Source organism: Klebsiella sp. MPUS7 (assembly GCF_009905335.1).
Taxonomy (GTDB): domain Bacteria; phylum Pseudomonadota; class Gammaproteobacteria; order Enterobacterales; family Enterobacteriaceae; genus Klebsiella; species Klebsiella grimontii.
The window spans coordinates 2,606,483-2,625,557 of sequence record NZ_CP047604.1; the positions used below are offsets into that span (position 1 = coordinate 2,606,483).

Below are 19,075 nucleotides of genomic sequence, written 5' to 3' on the forward strand. Positions count from 1 at the left end.
ATTACGACAGAACTTTTTTGAGTAAACACTCAAGAGTGGCCACTTCATCCGTCGACAGATTTTTTGTTAGTTCCTGGTGCAATTTCTGACCCACAACCTGATGACATTGCTCACAAAGGGCTGCGCCGTCTGGCGTCAACTGCACCAGCACCCCGCGCTTGTCAGTCGGGTTGGGTAACCGTTCAATCCAGCCTTTACAGACCAGGCGGTCGAGCATGCGCGTCATCGCGCCTGGATCGACCGAAAGCACGGTTTTCAGCTCAACGGGGGTAATACACACTTCGCAACGAATGGAACAGAGCACCCGGAACTGGGTGGAAGTAATATCCATCGGCGAGAGATAGTCGTTGAGCAGGCGATCTTTTTTCTGGTTAACCATCTGGATCAAGCGACCAAGGGGGATCATTTCGTTAAACAGGTCGCTTGTACTTTTCACAATGGTTGCCCAGGCAATGACTTAGTTGCGGGAGATATTATTGCCTAGGCAAATATAAGTCAACCTGATGAATTGCCCGATGCCACGATTTGCTAAAACGAAATGATGTGATGCAGGTCACTCTATTTCGCGTTGTTGTCTTATGATTTGACTGAATGATGAATGCGTACTGCGGAGAACGGGTACAATCTGGCCGCAAACGATATACTCAGCGCGCGTCATTTTTTGCTAATCCAAATATTTACAGGACCTTAATTCTCTATGATGGATCTTTTTAAAGCGATAGGCCTGGGGCTGGTAGTGATTATACCGCTGGCGAACCCGCTGACTACCGTGGCGCTGTTCCTAGGCCTGGCCGGGAATATGAACAACGCCGAGCGTAACCGTCAGTCGCTGATGGCCTCGGTTTATGTGTTCGCCATCCTGATGGTCGCCTGGTATGCCGGCCAGGTGGTGATGAACACCTTCGGCATATCGATTCCCGGTCTGCGTATTGCCGGCGGCCTGATTGTCGCCTTTATCGGCTTCCGCATGCTGTTTCCGCAGCAAAAAGCCCACGATTCGATGGAAGCCAAGCTGAAATCGGAAGAGCTTGAGGATGAACCGACCGCCAATATCGCGTTCGTTCCGCTGGCGATGCCGAGCACCGCCGGGCCAGGGACTATCGCGATGATCATCAGCTCGGCGTCGACGGTAAAGCACGGCGCCAGCTTCCCGGAGTGGGTGGTGCTGGTGGCGCCGCCGATTACTTTTGCCCTGGTCGGGATTATCCTCTGGGGCTGCCTGCGCAGTTCCGGCGCGATTATGCGTCTGGTCGGGAAGGGCGGCATTGAGGCGATTTCGCGCCTGATGGGCTTCCTGCTGGTCTGCATGGGCGTGCAGTTTATTATCAACGGCGTGCTGGAGATTATTTCGACTTATCACGCCTGACGACTTTGCGTCGCCAGAAAAATAAAAAAGCCTGCCGATTTTGCAACCGGCAGGCTTTTTTTACGCCGAACTATCAGGAGTGATGCGGCTGGTGGTCTTCCAGCGACACCGGCCAGCGGCGGAAAATCATCACCGCCCAGATTAACGCGACGACGGCAGGGATCGCGCCGACGTAGCCAATAGACGCCATCGACAGATGGCTGCTGACCTGGCTGCCGACCAGCGCGCCCGCGCCGATGCCGATATTAAATATCCCCGAGAACAACGACATCGCCACGTCGGTGGCGTCCGGCGCCAGCGCCAGCACTTTCACCTGCATACCGAGCCCGATAATCATGATCGCCACGCCCCAGAAGACGCTCAGCAGCATCAGGTGATTGGCGTTGTGCGAAGCGGGCAGCAGCAGCAGCAAACACGCCAGCAGCAGGCCGATCGCGGCGTTAATCAACCCTGAAGCGTGCAGGTTGCCGAGTTTACCAAACAGGATGCTGCCGACGATCCCCGCGCCACCCAGGGTCAGCAGCAGCAGAGTGGCGAAGTTGCCGCTCAGCCCGGCCACCGTCTGAACGAACGGTTCAATATAGCTGTAGGCGGTATAGTGCGCGGTCACCACGATGACCGTCAGCAAATAGATGCTCAGCAGCGCAGGGCGGCGGAACAGCACCGGCAGGCTTTTCAGCGATCCTGAGTGTTCGCTCGGTAGCTTAGGCAGCAGCTTGATCAGGCAAACCATGGTGACCAGCGCACCCAGGCCGATGACCAGGAAGGTGGTGCGCCAGCCAAAATACTGCCCGACGATACGGCCGATTGGGATGCCGAAGACCATCGCCAGCGCGGTACCGGTGGCAATCAGGCTCAGCGCCTGCGCCCGTTTACCGGCAGGCGCCATACGAATCGCCAGCGCTGAAGTAATCGACCAGAACACCGCGTGGGCAAAAGCGATACCGATACGGCTGATCACCAGCACGTTAAAGTTCCAGGCCAGGAACGACAGCACGTGGCTGGCGATAAACAGGATAAACAGGCCAACCAGCAGGCGACGGCGCTCCATCTTACTGGTCAGCAGCATAAAGGGCAGCGACATCAGGGCGACAACCCAGGCGTAGATCGTCAGCATGATCCCTACCTGCGCCGTTTCCATGCCAAAGCTGTCGGCGATGTCCGACAGCAGGCCCACGGGCGCAAATTCGGTGGTATTAAAGATAAATGCCGCAATCGCAAGCGTGACTACGCGAAGCCACGCGACCTTGCGTGAAACCGTATTTGTCATCATAAGTTCAGGGCTGGTTACAAAGAGGAAAGAAGTGGGACGATCTTAAAACGATTGCTGCTGAAAATACAATCATTTTGTGATCTGTGTCTCATTTTTGTTGAGGGGAGGTTTCTGCGACTAACGGATTAATTTTTCTATTAAACGTGTGGATTTCTCGCGTTTATGTCATGTTATCGATAAGTAAAAAAAACAGAGGGACAGAACAATGCAGGAAATTAGCTTTTATCTGGTTGATGCCTTCAGCGATCGCAACTTTGGCGGTAACGCGGCGGCGGTATGCCCGCTCACCGAATGGCTGCCGGACGAAACGCTGCTGAAAATGGCCCAGCAGCATAATCAGTCGGAGACCGCGTTTTTCGTCCGTACGGATGAGGGGTATGAGCTACGTTGGTTTACGACGCTGGACGAAATCAACCTTTGCGGCCACGCGACCCTGGCGGCCTCGCACGTCATTTTTGAATATTTCGACCACCCCTCGTCGACAATCGTGTTTAGCACCCGCTTTGTCGGCGAGCTTCGCGTAACGCGCAGCGGCGACTGGCTGACGCTGGATTTCCCGGCCTGGGCGACGACGGTCGTTGAACAGCCGCCAGCTGAACTTTTGGCGGGGCTCGGGCTGAGCGACGCGGTGGACGTTCGCGTGGCGCGCGATTATCTGGTGATTTTAGCCGACCGCCAGCAGGTGGAGGCTGTGCGTCCGGACATGCCTATGCTCCAGCGCCTCGGCAAAATGATCTGTGTCAGCGCCGCGGATGAAGAGTATGACTTTGTTAGCCGTTTCTTCTGCCCGGGCGAGTCGGTGGCGGAAGATCCGGTCACCGGGTCCGCGCACAGCATGCTGATTCCCTACTGGGGTGAGAAGCTCGGCAAAACGGAGATGCAGGCGCGGCAGGGGTCGGCCCGCGGCGGCGACCTGCGCTGTCAATGGCGGGGCGATCGGGTCCTGATCGGCGGTCAGGCAACGACCTACCTCATCGGCACCATAACATTACGCTAAGGAGACCCGGTGACTGACGTTCCTGTCTATCTGGTGGCGGCTTTCAGCGAGCAGCCTTTTGCCGGTAATCCGGCGGCGGTATGTCTGCTCAGGGAGTGGCTGCCGGATGAGCTGCTGCTCAAAATGGCCCAACAGCACAACCAGTCGGAAACCGCGTTTGTGGTCCCTGAGAGCGATGGTTTTGCGCTGCGCTGGTTTACCACCCGTAACGAGGTCAATCTCTGCGGCCACGCCACGCTTGCCAGCGCGCACGTGATTTTTCATCACCTGGATTTTCCGGATGCGGTGATTCACTTCGCGACCGCTTCCGGTCGGCTGACCGTAAGCCGTGAAGGCGACTGGCTGACCCTGGATTTTCCTGCGGGTGAAAGCGAAGAGCGCGAACCGCCTGCGGTGATGCTCTCCGCGCTGGGGATCGACAGCTACCTCCACGCCCGCAAGGGGCGCGCGTGGATTATCGAACTCGCCTCTCGTGACCAGGTCGAAGCCCTGCGGCCCAACATTGCGGCGATGACGCCCGGCGAACATAAAGTGACCGTGACTGCGGCAGGCAGCGGCGAATATGACTTCGTCAGTCGCTTTTTCTCCCCCGGCGAAGCGGTGTGGGAAGATCCGGTAACCGGTTCGGCGCATACCATGCTGATCCCTTACTGGAGCGCGAAGCTGGGCAAAACCCAGCTGCTGGCGCGTCAGGTTTCCGCGCGCGGCGGCGATATTCGCTGCCAGCTGAAGGGAGAAAGAGTCTTGATGAGCGGCCAGGCGGTGACCTATTTAAACGGCGTCATCACGCTGCGCTAACCAGGCCGTAATAATAAGACGGGATCGGCGACAGGCCAGCCGATCCCGAGCCTGAGTGGGTGACCAGGCGGAAGTATCCTGCGTACGCGACGAAAAGCCAGCGCCACGAGCGGGTAAAACGACGATGGGGCTTATCCGTTAATTACATTGGGAATATAACGATCGCGCCGACGCACAATGCCAGAATACGAATTAAGTACATCGGTACCGAGAATAGCCAGAATTCCGGCAGTTTATATTTACCCATTCCCAGAATCATTGCCGGCATGCCGTCAATTGGCATATAGCCGCCGTTCCAGCCTGAAATCACTACGGCAATAGCGGCCGCGGTTGGGTTAAGGCCGAGGCTGGTGCAGGCGGCGATCGCAATCGGCGCGAAGATATAGACCGAACCCATGTTCGAGCCGGTAAAGGTGGCGCAGGTACTGGTCAGTAGCGCAAAGATAAAAATAAACACGAACGGCGAGACGCTGGAGCCGAGCACGCCCGCAACCGCATCGCCCACCATTGCCGTAAACCCGGTGCCCGCCAGCGCGTCGGCGACGCCGATAACCCCGGCCATCATCAGGATAACCGGCGCGCCCATATGATCGCGCACCTCTTTGAAGTCGACGACATTAATCATCATGACGAACGCGGCGGCAAGACCCGGTACCACATAGGCGATATTGCCTAACTGATTCATCAGCATCATGCCGACCACGCTGACGGCAAACGCCCCGACGGTGCAGTACTCTTTCCACGCGGGCAGAGTGACGGTTTCCTCTTCGCGTACCGCCATTGCTTCCTCGGAGGCGTCGGCGATCGGGTGATCGGGTAAAAAGCGATACGAAATCAGGCACCAGGCCAAAAACGCCAGCGACATCACCAGATTGACCAGCGCAAATTTCACCATCGAAATTTCTTCGTTGAAACCGGCGGTTTGCAGCACCGTTGCGGTGACGCCGAACAGCAGCGCGACGTTAACCGGCAACAGCGGATGGTTGGTGGCGAATCCCAGCGGCATCATCAGCTTCGAGGTCGGCAGCTTCTTGCTGTAGGGAATGGTCGAAACCAGCGACAGAATCAGCACGTAGTAGCCGGTTGAACCGGTACCCGCCAGGCTGGCGCCGAGCATCACAATCAACAGCAGCAAAGCATAGCTTTTGTAGCTGCCTCTGTTCACCAGACTCACCATCGCGGACTTGACGTTGCCTATCAGCCGCGTTTTCTGCAGCGCCGCCATCACCACCATAAACCCGGCGATCATGATGACGCTGGAGTTGACAAACCCGGCGAAAGCCTGTTGAACGTTGGCGAGCCCTGTCACAACCAATAGCAGACAGGCGAGCAGTGGCGGTGCGCCAAAGGCCATTTTGTCTGACATAATAAGAACTATCATTAGCACCAGAATGCCCAGCGCCAGAATCATTTCCATTGTCATTGTTATTGCTCCTTCTTATTTACCCTTCCAGCATGTCGCCCGGCACTTTAAATACGGCTTTGCGTACCGTTGCCGGCGCGTCTACCGCGCACAGCGCCTGGTGGGGTTCGCCGGGCAGAAATATCGCAAAATCACCGGCATGCAGGGTGATGGCCACCGGCAGTCGGCAATCGCGGGCGATAAACAGATCCGGTTTGCGCTCTTCATCGTCATCCTGCGCGACGCAGAGCATACCGGCGTTAATCACCTCGCAGCCCGCCAGCATCACCTGAATATCGGCCCACTGCTGGTGATATTCGGCGTGGCGCTGGGCGGTCGGCTGGGTATGCGCTTCGCCAATATTGCAAAACCAGCGGCAGCCCTCCGGCTGCCAGCGCCCGTCCGGCCTGCCGCTTAGCGCCGCTAGCGTGGCCTGCGGATGGTCGAGAATTTGCCGCAGCGCTGGGGGAAGCCCTGCCAGTGGCAGAGCGTTAAGGTTGCCGACGATCATCGCGCGGACTCCTTCACCCATTCGGGCGTGATATGCACGTATTTAATCGCCTGACGGAACCAGGTGTAGGCAATGTGCAGCGTGCCGTCCGCCCCTTGTTTGATGCTCGGATAGGAGAATTCGCGGTTGCGCTTATCCAGCGAGTTGTTGGTCATGCAGTAGCCATCGCCTTCGTCGAGATTGCGCTGCCACGGCCAGGTTTTGCCGCCATCCGCAGAGATGGCTACGGTCATCGGCGCGCGCGGCGCGCCCCAGAACGCCGAGCGGCCGCTGGTGACTTCCGGCTCTTTACGGCTGTTATCGCCATCGTCGATTTCATCATAAAGCGACGCGCGGCGTTCCAGCGCGCCGGCGGCGCTCATGTGGTTAAATACCAGCGCCAGTTCGCCGCTGACGAGGGTGGTGACCTGAATGGATGAGTTGTTATTGGGCAGCTCGGTCGGTTCCGGCACTGACCAGCTTTCGCCGTTATCTACGGACTGGCTGTAGTAGATGTTGTCGGCCCAGCGGCTGCGGAACAGCGCGACCAGCGTGCCGCCTGGCAGGGCGGTGATATTCATATGCACGCAGCCGAGGCTTTGCGGTACTTCAATGTCGCGCCAGGTTTTGCCCTTATCGGCGGAGATTTTGACGGCGCTGATATCGTCGTTGCCGACCCACTTTTCGCCCGGCTGCGTGCGGCAGTAGAAGACCGGCAGCAGCCAGTTGCCGTTGTCCAGAACGGTCACCGGTTGGCGAATAAAGGTACCCGGTTTATCGAGCAGGGTAGCAATGTCGCCCCAGGTCTGGCCCAGATCCGTTGACTGGCGATAGCGCACGATGGCGGTATCCTGGTTGCCGGAGATCTGCGCGGTCCACAGCAGCCACAGCACATTATCCGGCGCCAGAAACAGCACCGGGTTTTGCTCGGAGCGGCTGGCGTCGTTGGACAATTTGACCGCCTCGCTCCACTGGCGACTCCCGGGCAGCAGGCGCGATCCCCAAACGGAGATATCGGCCACGCCTTCCTGGGTGCCGCCGAACCACACGCACATCAGCGAGCCGTCCGGCAGCGGCAGCAGGTTCGCCGCGTGATTTTGCGGGCAAGATGAGGGGAGCATGGCGGTTTCCACGCGCTCATCCCGCGGGTGCTGAGATATAATTCCGTCACGAACTGCGGTTACAGACATATTCACTCTCCGTTATTTCAGTAGGGTTCTATTTATTGATCGGTAATGAGGCGTAAGCGTCTTGATGTTGTGAAACTTTAATGATTTTTCTGCTGCGAATAATATTGAGCGTTTCTACCGCCAGCGAAAAGAAAATGGCAAAATAGAGATAACCTTTCGCAATATGTATTTCCAGACTATCGGCCACCAGTAATAACCCGACTAATAGCAGGAAAGTTAAAGCGAGCATTTTCATCGTTGGCGTGTTATTGACAAAATCGCCGATGGTTTTTGCCGCGAACATCATAATGCCAACAGCGATAATGACTGCCGTAATCATAATGAAAATATGTTGCGACAAACCGACTGCGGTAATAACAGAATCAAGGCTGAAGACGATATCCAGCAACATAATCTGGATGATGGCCCCGGCCAGCGAAAGCTGACGCTGGCCGCCGCCGTGCGACTCTTCTGCCAGCTGGAGTTCACCGCGTATCTCCTGCAGTGACTTGTAAATAAGGAAACAACCACCGACAAATAAAATGATGGTGCGCACCGATACGACAAAATGCGCAATAGTAAACAGCGGCAACGTTATATGCGCCAGCCAGGCAATAGATACCAGCAATAGCACGCGCATAACCATTGCGCCGCTTAATCCCAACTTACGCGCAACATTTTGCTGATGCGGCGGGAGCTTGGCCACCACCAGCGAGAGAAAGATAATATTATCGACCCCGAGAATAATCTCCAGAAAGGTGAGCGTTACCAGCGTCAACCATATTTCAGGATCAAGCATCCATATAAACATTGAAACATCCCTTACGCTACGTAAGACGTTATATACAAAACATTAAATATTGCCAGCACTGATTTTTGTTTAAACCAGCGCCGGGAATTTAATTAAATATTTCCGCTATCTTCAGGAAATATATTTGGCAATAATATGATTAATTTCCTCGCACTGCGCCGAGGTGAAGCTCACCGCATAGCGGCTGTCGCCAACATCGTGGCCCATCAGCTGCAGCGCCTTTTTTACCGCCGCCGGCGAGAACGCAACTTTATAAAGATCGGTGCGCAGGCCGGTGACGCTCTCCTGAGCCTGGCGGGAGCCCTCAACATTGCCCGCTTTAAAATTTGCCCAGATGGCGTTGATCTCTTTTGGCGCGACGTTGGCCAGCCCGGAAATACAGGCGGAGCAGCCATCAACAAAACCCTGGTGTATCAGCGAATCAGGGCCGTTCAGCACGTCAAAATCGGCGATATCCCGGACCGCATCGAGGAAACCCTTCAGGCTTTCGTAGCTGCCGGCGCTGTCTTTGACGCCGATAATGTTCGGATGCTGCGCCAGCGCACGCGCGGTTTGCGGTTCAATGGTGTTGCCGGTACGCGCCGGGATGTTGTAGAGAAATACTGGTACGCTCAGGGCGTCAGCAATGGCGGTATAGTGGGCGATCAGCTCATCCTGTTTTAGCGGCACAAACCAGGGGGTGATGACCGAGACCGCGTCAACGCCCAGTTGTTCGATCTGTTTACCCAGGCGGATCGTTTCGCGAGTCGACACTTCACCGATATGCGCCACCACCGGCGCGCGACCAGCGACTTCTTCCACGCAGGCTTTAGCGACAGCGACTTTTTCCGCTTCATTGAGCACAAAAAACTCGCCGTTGGTCCCGCCGCAGAAAATACCGTTGCCCGCGGCGAGCTGGCGCTGCACCTGCTGCTTCAGCGCCGGAATATTTACGGCTCCCTCGGCGGTAAAAGGCGTGACGATGGCGGTCAGAACGCCGGTAATTGAATTGCTCATTTCATCTCTTCCCTGGTGTTATTGTGCTGGGAACAGGGTGCGGTAAACCGCCTCAACCTGCTCCTGGTTAACGCTGCATGGCGCATTATTCAGTAAACGTTTGACGTTCAGCGCCGCTTCGCTCAGTTCGCCGATACTCTCCTGCGGCACGCCCAGCGCGGCGAGGTTGTCGGGCAGCTGCAGGCGTTTCACCAGCGCGGCCAGCCAGGCGACCAGCGCATGAGATTTTTGTTCTTCGCTAAGCGTCAGATCGGCGTCAGGGATCAAATCCCATACTTGCGCGAATTTCGCCACCGCGTGCGGGCGCACCACCTTCATACAAGGCGCCAGCAGGATGGCGTTAGCCACGCCGTGCGGCAGGTGATATTTGCCGCCTAACGGATAGGAAAGGGCATGAACCAGATGAGTGCCCGCATGGTTAATGGCCACTCCGCCATAATAAGAGGCCCACAGCATCTCCAGCTTCGCCGCCAGATTGTGCGGCTCGCTCACCGACAGCTCGATGTTGCGCACCAGCTTGCGCAGGCCAATCAGCGCCGCGTTATCGCTAACCGGATTGGCAACGGTCGAAGTAAAGCACTCAATCAGGTGGCACAGCGCGTCGATGCCGGTAGAGGAGGCGATGTGCGCGGGCATGCTGGTGGTCAATTCCGGCAGCAGGGCAACGTAGTCCGGCAGCAGAACCGGGGAGATAATCCCCACCTTCGTATTCTGTTCCGGGATCGCCAGGATCGCGTTCGGCGTGGCTTCGGAACCGGTGCCGGCGGTGGCGGGAATTAATAACGAGGTCACCTTTTGCTGCGGCTTTTCGCCGGCCAGCAGCGCATCCAGCCCCGGCGAGCGGGGATGCAGCAGAACGGAGAGCAGCTTGGTCACATCCAGAACGCTACCGCCGCCGATCCCGACAATAAGCTCCGCTTGGTTAGCGCTGACGAGGCGCAGAATTTGCGCCATATCATGCTGGCTCGGCTCAGCCGGTACGGAATCCATCACCTGCAGCTGACGCCCCTCATCTTCCAGAAGCGCGCGGATCTGCTGCGCGGCATCGAGTTTGCCCACGTTGGCGTCGGTGACCAGCAAAATGCGCCTTTTGCCCGCTAGCAGCGGCAGCAGGGCGGTAAAGGCGCCCGCGCCGCTAATCAGAGTGCTGTTAATGGTTGCCACTTTTTTCTCCTCTGTAATGAATGATTAAATTTAATCATTTTTTCTGCGTGCCACTCACATTGTGGGATGAAGTTATAATTTATAGCGAGATTTAATAACTTGAGCTTGCTCACATTTAATCAATTGTGATTGAATATAATCATTATCAATATCGAACAGCTTGAAAAGGGAAAACGATGGGCAGCGGCGATAACAAGGTGCTGGTTCTGGCTGATGACTTTACCGGCGCAAATGACGCGGGAGTCAGCCTGGCGGAGACGGGGATGCGGGCGGAAGTGGCGTTTACCGCCAGCTATCAGGGGGAGGCGCAGGCGCTGATCCTCAATAGCGACAGCCGCGCGCAGCCCGCCGCAGAGGCGGCACGGCGCATCACGCATCTTTTACAGGCGGTGTTGCCGCGTTTTCAGCCGCGCTGGACGGTGAAAAAAATCGACTCCACGCTGCGTGGCAATCTCGGCGCCGAGCTGGAAGCAACGATGCGCGCGCTGAACTGCGCCGTAGCGGTTCTGGCGCCCGCCTTTCCGGCGGCAGGCCGGGTGACGCGCCGGGGCCTGTGCTATGTGCACGGCGTGCCGGTCAATGAAACCGAGTTCGCGACCGACCCGAAAACGCCGGTCAGCAGCGCGGATATCGCCGTCGTGGTCGCTCAACAAAGCGATGTGCTGTGCCGCGGGACAACGGTCGCCGGGCTGGCGGCAGAGCTGGAACAAACGGTTGAGACGCCGCGGGTGCTGATCGTGGATGCCGAAGAAAACCAGCAGCTGGACGCCATTATCGCCACGGTCGCTGTGTGCGAGCAGCGGGTGCTGCTGGTGGGGGCTGCGGGGCTATGTGACGCCCTGGCGCGTCGGCTGGCCGCCGTACCGCGCGGACCGCTGCTGGCGATTGTCGGTTCAATGAGCGAGATTGCGCAACAGCAGGTCGCCCGGCTTGAGGCGCATTCGCGCGTTGTTCGCGTAGAAATTGATGTCGCGAGGGCGTTTGGCGGCGATGCCAACGCTGACGCCCGATGCATCGCCGCGGTATTGAGTGAAAATAATCATTGCGTCGTCACCACGCGTCCCGATAGCGAGGCGCGAAAGGGTATTGAAGCCCTGTGCCGGCAGCACGGGGTCGATCGCACCGCGCTTGGCGAGCGGATCTGCGCCTATCTGGCGCGCGTGAGCGAGCTGGCCATCGCGCAAAGCCAGCCGGGGGCGCTCTATTTATCCGGCGGCGACGTGGCTATCGCCGTGGCGCTGGCGCTGGGCGCCAGCGGATTTCATATTACAGGCCGGGTGGCGCAATGCGTGCCGTACGGCAATTTTCTGGGTAGTAGCTGGCAGCGGCCGGTAATGACCAAGGCAGGCGGATTCGGAACGGAAACCACCCTGCTGGAGGTCGTGAACTTTATTGAGGAGAAAATGAGTGACTAACATCATAGCGGTAACGATGGGAGATCCGGCAGGCATTGGCCCGGAAATTATTATTAAATCGCTGGTTGAGGGGAAACTCAACGGCGCGCCGGTAGTCGTGGTGGGCTGCGCGCAGACGCTGCGGCGGATCCTGGCGCTGGGGATCACCCCGCGCGCCGAACTGCGAATCATTGAGAACCCGGGGCAGGCGCAGTTCAGCGCGGGCACGATTAACGTGATCGACGAACCGCTGGCCGATCCGCAGGGGCTGCGCCCGGGCGAAGTACAGGCACAGGCGGGGGATTTAGCATACCGCTGCATCAAGCGGGCGACCGACCTGGCGATGGCCGGAGAGGTGTTCGCGCTCGCCACCGCGCCGTTAAATAAAGAAGCGCTGCATCTGGCCGGGCACAACTTCCCGGGGCATACCGAAATGCTCGCCCATCTGACGCAGACCAAAGATTTCGCGATGGTGCTGTATACCGATAAGCTCAAGGTTATCCATATCTCCACCCACGTGGCGCTGCGTAACTTCCTCGATAACCTGAACCAGCCGCGGGTGGAGACGGTGATTGGTATTGCCGATAGCTTCCTGCGCCGGGTGGGTTATAGCCAGCCGCGTATTGCCGTCGCCGGGGTTAATCCTCACGCCGGTGAAAACGGCCTGTTTGGCGATGAAGAGATCCGTATCGTCGGGCCGGCGGTAGAAGCGATGAAAGCCAAAGGTCTTAACGTCACCGGACCGTGCCCGCCGGATACGGTGTTTATGCAGTGCCACGAAGGCCTGTTTGATATGGTCGTGGCGATGTATCACGATCAGGGACATATTCCGCTAAAATTGCTTGGGTTTTATGATGGGGTGAATATTACCGCCGGACTGCCGTTTATTCGCACTTCCGCCGACCACGGCACGGCGTTTGATATTGCCTGGACAGGTAAAGCTAAGTCTGACAGCATGACTACCTCTATTGAGCTCGCCATGCAAATCGCACAGGAATAACATGAAGGGATATAACCGGTTAGAGCAGATTATGGATTATCTCAAGAGCCATAATCTGGTGACAGTGGACCAGTTGGTGGCGGTGACCGACGCCTCGCCCGCGACCATTCGCCGCGACCTGATTAAGCTCGATCAGGAAGGGGTGATCAGCCGAACGCACGGCGGCGTGACCCTCAACCGGTTTATTCCAGCACAACCGACCACGCAGGAGAAATCCCAGCGTAGCCAGCAGGAAAAATACGCCATCGCCAGCGCGGCGGCGGCGTTGGTCAAGGCCGGGGACGCCATTGTCCTCGATGCCGGGACCACCATGATTGAACTGGCCCGGCAAATTACCCATCTGCCGCTGCGGGTGATCACCAGCGACCTGCATATCGCCCTGTTCCTGTCGGAGTTTAAGCAAATTGAAGTGACGATCATCGGCGGGCGCATCGACGACAGCAGCCAGTCCTGCATCGGCGATCACGGGCGCCGCCTGCTGCAGAATATCTGGCCCGATCTGGCATTTGTCAGCTGCAACGGCTGGGACCTGGAGAAGGGCGTCACCTCGCCAACGGAAGAAAAAGCGGCGCTGAAGCGCGACTTAATCGCCAACGCCCGGCGGCGCATACTGCTGGCGGACAGCTCTAAATACGGCGCCTGGTCGCTGTTTAATATCACGCATCTCGACTCACTCACCGATATCATTACCGACAGTCATCTGCCGGAAGCGACGCGCGAAGCGTTAACGCATATTCATCCCCGGCTGATCGTGGCCGGCTAACCGGGAAGCGGCTTACGGCAGACGGGCGATACTGGCTTTAATCACCTCGATAGCGTGGCGAAACTTCTCCGCTTCATCATCGGCCAGCTGCAGCTCAATAATTTGCTGCACGCCGCTTTGCGTGAGCACCGCCGGAACGCCGGCCGCCGCGCCGGTTACCCCGTACTCGCCATCAAGAATGCACGATACCGCCAGCGCACGATGGCTGCCGGTGAAAATATTGCGACAGATTTCGGCGATGGTCCCAGCGACGCCGTACTCCGTGCAGCCTTTGCCGGCGTAAATCTCAAACCCCAGCTTACGCACCTTGTCGGCAATCAGATCCCGGTCGAGGGCTTTACCGGTATGTTTCTGGTAAACATCGGCGATGGCGGAGCCGTAAACCGCCGAGTGCGACCATACCGGAAACTGGGCATCGCCATGCTCGCCCAGAATAAAGGCGTCGATGCTTTGCGCGCCGATATCCAGCGCCTGGGCCAGCACCCTGCGTAAGCGGGTGGTATCTAACCAGACGCCGGTTCCCAGCACCTGGCCGCGCGGCAGGCCAGAAAGCTGCCACACCTGCCAGGTGATGATGTCGCAGGGATTGGTGGCAACCAAAAAGATGCCGTTGAAGCCGCCGTTCATCATCTGCGGGACAAGGCTTTTGACGATTTTCGCCGTGTTGGTCAATTCATCCAATCGGGTCTGGCCCGGCTTGAGCGCGCCGCCGGAAACGGTGATCACCGCGATATCGACATCGGCGCAGTCGCTGGCTTCGCGGGTGGAAATGGTCATCATTCCCGGCATATAGGCGGCCGCGTCGCTCAGGTCCTGAGCGTGCGCTTCGGCGCGTGGTTTATTGAGATCGACAAGGATCAACTCCTCGCAAACCGACTGGTTTAACAGGGCGTAGGCCGCAGAGGCGCCGACGTTTCCGGCCCCGATAATCATCACCTTGCGCGCTTTGGTATTCATCGTTTTATCCTGATAAAAGACATCATGCCGCAAAATTACTGCCTCCCAAGGGGTTAGCGCAAGCGGGGCCGGAAGCTATAAGTTAATGCTATGGCGGCGCTGCGGACGCTGCGCGCTACAGTACGCTCAAAAAAGGAGCTTATTTATGTACACCATCGCCGCGACCCCGCTAAACCACCCGGACCTCACCGCTTTAATTGCCGAACTGGACGCCTACCAGCAGACGCTCTATCCGGCGGAAAGCAACCATCTGATCGACCTGAGCGCGCTTCCGGCGGAGTCGGTTATCGCGCTAATTATCCGCGATACCCGGCAGCAGGCCGTTGGCTGCGGGGCGATCGTGCTCGGCGAAGAGGGGTTTGGCGAGATGAAACGGGTGTTCATTAACCCGGCCCATCGCGGCCAGCAGCTGGGAGAAAAACTGCTGGCGGCGCTGGAGAAAGAGGCGATAAATCGTGAATGCCATACCCTGCGCCTGGAAACCGGCATCCATCAGCACGCCGCCGTTGCGCTATATACGCGCAATGGGTATCAGACCCGCAGCGCCTTCGCGCCGTATCAGCCGGATCCGTTAAGCATCTTTATGGAGAAACTGCTGCTTGTCGATCTTCGTTCAGCAGCGCTATAAACGCTTCGAGCTGGCGAGTTTTCGCCCCGCGCCGCCAGACCAGCCAGGTCGTTAACCAGCGCCACTCTTCGGCCAGCGGCCAGGCGGAAACCTGCTGGTGGCCCGGCATGCTCTCGAGCATGCTGCGCGGGATCAGCGCCAGCCCGGCGCCGGCAATGACGCAGGCCAGCATTCCGTGGTAGGACTCCATCTCATGGATCCGCCCCGGGGTGGCGCGATCGGCGTGGAACCAGCTCTCAAAATGACGGCGGTAGGAGCAGTTGGCGCGAAACGCGTAGACGCTGGCGCCGTTCACTTCGCTGGCCCGGGCGATGGGCGGATGGCCAAATGGCGCGACGATCATCATCTCTTCCGGGAACACCGGTAACCCTTCAAGCCCCGGATGCACCAGCGGGCCGTCGACGAACGCCGCACTCAGGTTGCCCTCGAGTACGCCGTCGATCATGGTGCCGGACGGGCCGGTGGAGAGGGCCAGATGGATCTTCGGATAGCGCTGATTAAAGTGCGCCAGGGTCGGGGAAATACGCACGGCGGCGGTACTCTCCAGCGAGCCGAGCGAAAACAGTCCCTGAGGCTCGTCCCCCGCGACCACCATCCGCGCCTCATCAACCAGCGCCAGGATCTGCTGGCTATAGCGTAAAAAGCTGTGTCCGGCGGGCGACAGGCGCAGGCGCTGGTTTTCGCGAATAAACAGTTCGACGCCGAGATCCGCCTCCAGCTGGCGAATGCGCGTGGTCAGGTTCGACGGCACGCGATGCACCTTCTGCGCGGCCTGGGTAATGCTGCCTGTGCTGGCGACGGCGTTAAACATCTCAAGCTGGGTCAGATCCATAGCGTTCTTCTTTTGTGAAAGGGTTGCTCAATATTATTCATTTTTAATGAAGGGAAGGGTAAGCCAGAATAAGGTCACTTCGCAATCAACACAGAGAGAAAAATGATGAATTTATCTGCCACTCATGCGGTTTCCGTGAACCCAACGACAGGTGAAACGCTGTCGTCTCTGCCATGGGCCAGCGAACAACAGGTTGATTCAGCCATTGCCCTTGCGGAACGGGGTTATCGCCAATGGCGCAAGGTCAGCGTGGCGCAGCGCGCGACGACGCTGCGTAACGTCGGCGCCGCGATGCGCGCCCGGAGCGAAGCGCTGGCGCAAATGATTAGCCTTGAGATGGGCAAACCGATTGCCCAGGCGCGCGGCGAAGTCGCTAAATCCGCCAATCTTTGTGACTGGTATGCCGAACACGGCCCGGCGATGCTGAATACCGAAGCGACGCTGGTTGAAGACAATAAAGCGGTAATTGAGTACCGTCCGATGGGCGCTATCCTCGCGATCATGCCGTGGAACTTCCCGGTGTGGCAGGTGCTGCGCGGCGCGGTGCCGATTCTGCTGGCGGGCAACAGCTATCTGCTTAAGCATGCGCCAAACGTGCTGGGCAGCGCGGCGATGATTGGCGAAATTTTTGCCGCAGCGGGCGTGCAGGAAGGCGTGTTTGGCTGGGTGAACGCCACCAACGACGGCGTTTCGCAAATGATTAACGACCCGCGCATCGCCGCGGTGACCGTCACCGGCAGCGTGCGCGCCGGGAAGGCGATTGGCGCCCAGGCCGGCGCGGCGTTGAAAAAATGCGTGCTGGAGCTGGGCGGTTCCGATCCTTTTATCGTCCTTAACGACGCCGACCTTGATGAGGCGGTGAAGGCGGCGGTGATTGGCCGCTACCAGAATACCGGGCAGGTCTGCGCAGCCGCGAAGCGTTTCATCGTTGAGGCGGGTATTGCTGAAGCCTTTACGCAGAAATTTGTCGCCGCCGTCGCCGCGCTGAAAATGGGCGATCCGCGCGATGAGCAGAATTATATTGGACCGATGGCGCGTTTCGACCTGCGCGATGAGCTGCACGAGCAGGTTCGGGCAACCCTAAAAGAGGGGGCGACCCTGTTGCTGGGCGCGGAAAAAATCGAAGGCGCTGGCAACTACTATGCGCCAACGGTGTTGGGGAACGTCACCGCTGAGATGACCGGCTTTCGCGAGGAACTGTTTGGGCCGGTGGCGACGATTACCGAAGCCCGCGATGCCGATCATGCGCTGGCGCTGGCTAACGAGAGCGAATTTGGCCTTTCAGCAACGGTTTATACCACCAGTGAAACGCAGGCCCGGCGCTTTGCCGATGAGCTGGAGTGCGGCGGGGTGTTTATCAACGGCTACTGCGCCAGCGATGCCCGCGTGGCGTTCGGCGGCGTGAAGAAAAGCGGTTTTGGCCGCGAGCTCTCCCATTTTGGCCTGCATGAATTCTGCAACGTGCAGACTGTCTGGAGAGATCGCCGCTAACCCTACAAACTGCCCCCGGAGGCGGCGCAATGCCCCTGCCCGGGCTACGGGTCACAGCCATCTGCGATCGCGTAGCCCGGGAAAAAAGCCCCGATATGATTAAGCTATTCACTTAGCGGCACCGAAGCGAGAAAGAGGCTGTTTCTTCGCGCCGCGTGCGCCTATAATTACCGCCCTAATTTTGTTGTTGGCAAGGAGCCGCGCGTGGCGACGGTAATAAATAACGCAATGCTCGATGCCATTTTGGCTGAAGTCAGGCCGCTGATTGGACGCGGTAAAGTGGCGGACTATATTCCGGCGCTGGCCAGCGTCAGCGGCGATAAGCTCGGCGTGGCCATCTGTACGGTCGACGGTCAGCACTACAGCGCCGGCGACGCGCACGAGCGTTTCTCCATTCAATCGATCTCGAAAGTCCTGAGCCTGGTGGTGGCGATGAATCACTATCAGGAAGAGGAGATCTGGCAGCGGGTGGGGAAAGATCCCTCCGGCCAGCCTTTTAACTCGCTGTTGCAGCTGGAAATTGAGCAAGGCAAACCGCGCAACCCGTTTATTAACGCCGGGGCGCTGGTGGTCTGCGATATGCTGCAAAGCCGTCTTAGCGCGCCCCGCCAGCGAATGCTGGAAATCGTTCGTCGTCTGAGCGGGGTGGGCGATATCGCCTATGATCCGGTGGTTGCCCGCTCGGAGTTCGATCATTCGGCGCGCAATGCCGCTATCGCCTGGCTAATGAAATCCTTCGGCAATTTCCATAACGATGTCGCCACGGTACTGCAAAACTATTTCCACTACTGTTCGCTGGAGATGAGCTGCGTGGAGCTGGCGCGCACCTTTCTGTTTCTTGCTGACCGAGGTATCGCCCCGCACCTTGAGACGCCGGTGATTGCGCCGATTCAGTCGCGGCAGGTCAACGCCCTGATGATGACCAGCGGCATGTATCAGAACGCCGGTGAATTTGCGTGGCGCGTCGGTTTGCCGGCGAAATCCGGCGTCGGCGGCGGGATTGTGGCTATTGTCCCGCAGGAGATGGCGATCGCGGTGTGGAGCCCGGAGCTCGATGAGGCGGGGAACTCGCTGGCCGGGATTGCTTTACTGGAAAAACTCACCCAAAAGCTGGGGAGGTCGGTGTTCTGATGGTGCCAATCGAAAGCCTGTTTGCCCGCCTGCAGCGTTCCACTTTTCGCTCCCGTTTTCGCCTCGGCGTGAAAGAACGGCAGTACTGTTATGATAAGGGCGCGGAAGTTATCGACCAGCACGCGGCGGACTTTATCGCCCGGCGGCTGGCGCCCGCGCACATTCCTAACGACGGCAAGCAGACCCCGATGCGCGGACATCCGGTGTTTATCGCCCAGCATGCCACTGCGACCTGCTGTCGCGGCTGTCTGGAGAAGTGGCACGCCATCCCGCGCGGGCGCGGGCTCAGCGATGAAGAGCAGCGCTACGTGGTGCAGGTTATTCACCACTGGCTGGTGATCCAGATGAATTCGCCGGATCGCGGCAGACCGTAATTCATCGGGCGGCAGTATATGCCTGATAATTATTCTCAT

General features: G+C 58.2%; 20 protein-coding genes. 10 read left to right on the forward strand and 10 right to left on the reverse strand.

Annotated features, from left to right (window positions below):
• Position 1 precedes the first annotated feature (1 nt).
• Positions 2 to 436, reverse strand: a complete 435-nt coding sequence (gene marR / locus GUC22_RS12240; protein ID WP_004102349.1) for a multiple antibiotic resistance transcriptional regulator MarR — start codon at positions 434 to 436, stop codon at positions 2 to 4.
• A gap of 261 nt (positions 437 to 697) precedes the next feature.
• Here marR and GUC22_RS12245 point away from each other — a divergent pair, with 261 nt between their 5' ends.
• Entirely contained in the window at positions 698 to 1,366 is a 669-nt protein-coding gene (locus tag GUC22_RS12245; protein ID WP_160183531.1) for a MarC family NAAT transporter, read from the forward strand.
• 73 nt (positions 1,367 to 1,439) lie between these two features.
• Here GUC22_RS12245 and GUC22_RS12250 read toward each other — a convergent pair whose 3' ends face one another.
• A complete protein-coding gene (locus GUC22_RS12250) occupies positions 1,440 to 2,639 on the reverse strand; it encodes a sugar transporter (protein ID WP_024358060.1) in 1,200 nt (399 codons plus the stop codon).
• Positions 2,640 to 2,844: 205 nt separating this feature from the next.
• Here GUC22_RS12250 and GUC22_RS12255 point away from each other — a divergent pair, with 205 nt between their 5' ends.
• Positions 2,845 to 3,636, forward strand: coding sequence for a PhzF family phenazine biosynthesis protein (locus tag GUC22_RS12255; protein WP_160183532.1), 792 nt, complete (start codon positions 2,845 to 2,847; stop codon positions 3,634 to 3,636).
• 9 nt (positions 3,637 to 3,645) lie between these two features.
• Positions 3,646 to 4,434: a PhzF family phenazine biosynthesis protein gene (locus GUC22_RS12260; protein WP_004132759.1), complete on the forward strand. Its 789-nt coding sequence runs from the start codon at positions 3,646 to 3,648 to the stop codon at positions 4,432 to 4,434.
• A 142-nt stretch (positions 4,435 to 4,576) separates the two neighbouring features.
• Here the strand turns inward: GUC22_RS12260 and GUC22_RS12265 are convergent, their stop codons facing one another.
• The 6 genes from GUC22_RS12265 to GUC22_RS12290 all read right to left on the reverse strand — a co-directional run bounded on the left by GUC22_RS12265 (position 4,577) and on the right by GUC22_RS12290 (position 10,466).
• A complete protein-coding gene (locus tag GUC22_RS12265; RefSeq protein ID WP_004132757.1) occupies positions 4,577 to 5,857 on the reverse strand; it encodes an SLC13 family permease in 1,281 nt (426 codons plus the stop codon).
• Between the two features lie 19 nt (positions 5,858 to 5,876).
• Positions 5,877 to 6,347 (reverse strand): YhcH/YjgK/YiaL family protein, encoded by a 471-nt coding sequence (locus GUC22_RS12270; RefSeq protein ID WP_049131136.1) that lies wholly within the window; start codon positions 6,345 to 6,347, stop codon positions 5,877 to 5,879.
• Positions 6,344 to 7,516 carry a sialidase family protein gene (locus GUC22_RS12275; RefSeq protein WP_049131139.1) on the reverse strand — a complete coding sequence of 391 codons (1,173 nt, stop codon included), beginning with the start codon at positions 7,514 to 7,516 and terminating at the stop codon, positions 6,344 to 6,346. Before GUC22_RS12275 ends, GUC22_RS12270 begins: the two co-directional genes overlap by 4 nt.
• 28 nt (positions 7,517 to 7,544) lie before the next feature.
• Complete coding sequence (locus tag GUC22_RS12280) at positions 7,545 to 8,306, reverse strand: TerC family protein (protein WP_160183533.1); 762 nt, start codon at positions 8,304 to 8,306, stop codon at positions 7,545 to 7,547.
• Positions 8,307 to 8,417: 111 nt separating this feature from the next.
• Complete coding sequence (locus tag GUC22_RS12285; RefSeq protein WP_004132750.1) at positions 8,418 to 9,302, reverse strand: dihydrodipicolinate synthase family protein; 885 nt, start codon at positions 9,300 to 9,302, stop codon at positions 8,418 to 8,420.
• An 18-nt stretch (positions 9,303 to 9,320) separates the two neighbouring features.
• Positions 9,321 to 10,466 carry an iron-containing alcohol dehydrogenase gene (locus tag GUC22_RS12290; RefSeq protein ID WP_004132747.1) on the reverse strand — a complete coding sequence of 382 codons (1,146 nt, stop codon included), beginning with the start codon at positions 10,464 to 10,466 and terminating at the stop codon, positions 9,321 to 9,323.
• A 176-nt stretch (positions 10,467 to 10,642) separates the two neighbouring features.
• Between GUC22_RS12290 and dtnK the strand changes: the two genes are divergently transcribed.
• Genes dtnK through GUC22_RS12305 form a run of 3 tightly spaced genes read left to right on the forward strand, consistent with a single transcriptional unit; the run spans position 10,643 to position 13,623 of the window.
• Positions 10,643 to 11,881: a D-threonate kinase gene (gene dtnK, locus GUC22_RS12295; RefSeq protein ID WP_116943642.1), complete on the forward strand. Its 1,239-nt coding sequence runs from the start codon at positions 10,643 to 10,645 to the stop codon at positions 11,879 to 11,881.
• The gene (locus GUC22_RS12300) at positions 11,874 to 12,860 is read left to right on the forward strand and encodes a D-threonate 4-phosphate dehydrogenase (RefSeq protein WP_024358065.1); all 987 of its coding nucleotides are present in this window, start codon (positions 11,874 to 11,876) and stop codon (positions 12,858 to 12,860) included. Before dtnK ends, GUC22_RS12300 begins: the two co-directional genes overlap by 8 nt.
• 1 nt (position 12,861) lies before the next feature.
• On the forward strand, positions 12,862 to 13,623 hold the full coding sequence (locus GUC22_RS12305; RefSeq protein WP_024358066.1) for a DeoR/GlpR family DNA-binding transcription regulator: 762 nt from the start codon (positions 12,862 to 12,864) through the stop codon (positions 13,621 to 13,623).
• Between the two features lie 12 nt (positions 13,624 to 13,635).
• On the opposite strand, the gene GUC22_RS12310 is transcribed toward GUC22_RS12305, so the two are convergent.
• Complete coding sequence (locus tag GUC22_RS12310) at positions 13,636 to 14,580, reverse strand: L-lactate dehydrogenase (RefSeq protein ID WP_049085886.1); 945 nt, start codon at positions 14,578 to 14,580, stop codon at positions 13,636 to 13,638.
• A 145-nt stretch (positions 14,581 to 14,725) separates the two neighbouring features.
• Here GUC22_RS12310 and GUC22_RS12315 point away from each other — a divergent pair, with 145 nt between their 5' ends.
• Complete coding sequence (locus tag GUC22_RS12315) at positions 14,726 to 15,208, forward strand: GNAT family N-acetyltransferase (RefSeq protein WP_049085887.1); 483 nt, start codon at positions 14,726 to 14,728, stop codon at positions 15,206 to 15,208.
• Here the strand turns inward: GUC22_RS12315 and ptrR are convergent.
• A complete protein-coding gene (ptrR, locus tag GUC22_RS12320; RefSeq protein ID WP_004135506.1) occupies positions 15,162 to 16,040 on the reverse strand; it encodes a putrescine utilization regulator PtrR in 879 nt (292 codons plus the stop codon). The two genes, GUC22_RS12315 and ptrR, sit on opposite strands and share 47 nt — an antisense overlap.
• Positions 16,041 to 16,142: 102 nt before the next feature.
• On the opposite strand from ptrR, the gene sad reads away from it, so the two are divergent.
• From sad to GUC22_RS12335, 3 genes are all read left to right on the forward strand, one after another.
• A complete protein-coding gene (sad, locus tag GUC22_RS12325) occupies positions 16,143 to 17,531 on the forward strand; it encodes a succinate-semialdehyde dehydrogenase (RefSeq protein ID WP_177897790.1) in 1,389 nt (462 codons plus the stop codon).
• Between the two features lie 204 nt (positions 17,532 to 17,735).
• Entirely contained in the window at positions 17,736 to 18,662 is a 927-nt protein-coding gene (glsB, locus tag GUC22_RS12330) for a glutaminase B (protein ID WP_004135510.1), read from the forward strand.
• The gene (locus tag GUC22_RS12335) at positions 18,662 to 19,036 is read left to right on the forward strand and encodes a DUF4186 domain-containing protein (RefSeq protein ID WP_064342739.1); all 375 of its coding nucleotides are present in this window, start codon (positions 18,662 to 18,664) and stop codon (positions 19,034 to 19,036) included. The genes glsB and GUC22_RS12335 overlap by 1 nt, the downstream gene beginning before the upstream one ends.
• Positions 19,037 to 19,075: the final 39 nt, after the last annotated feature.

Bases quoted from the DNA above. Each gene is read 5' to 3' on its own strand.
- GUC22_RS12245 (WP_160183531.1), top strand. From the start codon at position 698: ATGATGGATCTTTTTAAAGCGATAGGCCTGGGGCTGGTAGTGATTATA.
- GUC22_RS12250 (WP_024358060.1), bottom strand. From the start codon at position 2,639: ATGATGACAAATACGGTTTCACGCAAGGTCGCGTGGCTTCGCGTAGTC.
- GUC22_RS12255 (WP_160183532.1), top strand. From the start codon at position 2,845: ATGCAGGAAATTAGCTTTTATCTGGTTGATGCCTTCAGCGATCGCAAC.
- GUC22_RS12265 (WP_004132757.1), bottom strand. From the start codon at position 5,857: ATGACAATGGAAATGATTCTGGCGCTGGGCATTCTGGTGCTAATGATA.
- GUC22_RS12270 (WP_049131136.1), bottom strand. From the start codon at position 6,347: ATGATCGTCGGCAACCTTAACGCTCTGCCACTGGCAGGGCTTCCCCCA.
- GUC22_RS12275 (WP_049131139.1), bottom strand. From the start codon at position 7,516: ATGTCTGTAACCGCAGTTCGTGACGGAATTATATCTCAGCACCCGCGG.
- GUC22_RS12280 (WP_160183533.1), bottom strand. From the start codon at position 8,306: ATGTTTATATGGATGCTTGATCCTGAAATATGGTTGACGCTGGTAACG.
- GUC22_RS12285 (WP_004132750.1), bottom strand. From the start codon at position 9,302: ATGAGCAATTCAATTACCGGCGTTCTGACCGCCATCGTCACGCCTTTT.
- dtnK (WP_116943642.1), top strand. From the start codon at position 10,643: ATGGGCAGCGGCGATAACAAGGTGCTGGTTCTGGCTGATGACTTTACC.
- GUC22_RS12305 (WP_024358066.1), top strand. From the start codon at position 12,862: ATGAAGGGATATAACCGGTTAGAGCAGATTATGGATTATCTCAAGAGC.
- GUC22_RS12310 (WP_049085886.1), bottom strand. From the start codon at position 14,580: ATGAATACCAAAGCGCGCAAGGTGATGATTATCGGGGCCGGAAACGTC.
- GUC22_RS12315 (WP_049085887.1), top strand. From the start codon at position 14,726: ATGTACACCATCGCCGCGACCCCGCTAAACCACCCGGACCTCACCGCT.
- ptrR (WP_004135506.1), bottom strand. From the start codon at position 16,040: ATGGATCTGACCCAGCTTGAGATGTTTAACGCCGTCGCCAGCACAGGC.
- sad (WP_177897790.1), top strand. From the start codon at position 16,143: ATGATGAATTTATCTGCCACTCATGCGGTTTCCGTGAACCCAACGACA.
- GUC22_RS12335 (WP_064342739.1), top strand. From the start codon at position 18,662: ATGGTGCCAATCGAAAGCCTGTTTGCCCGCCTGCAGCGTTCCACTTTT.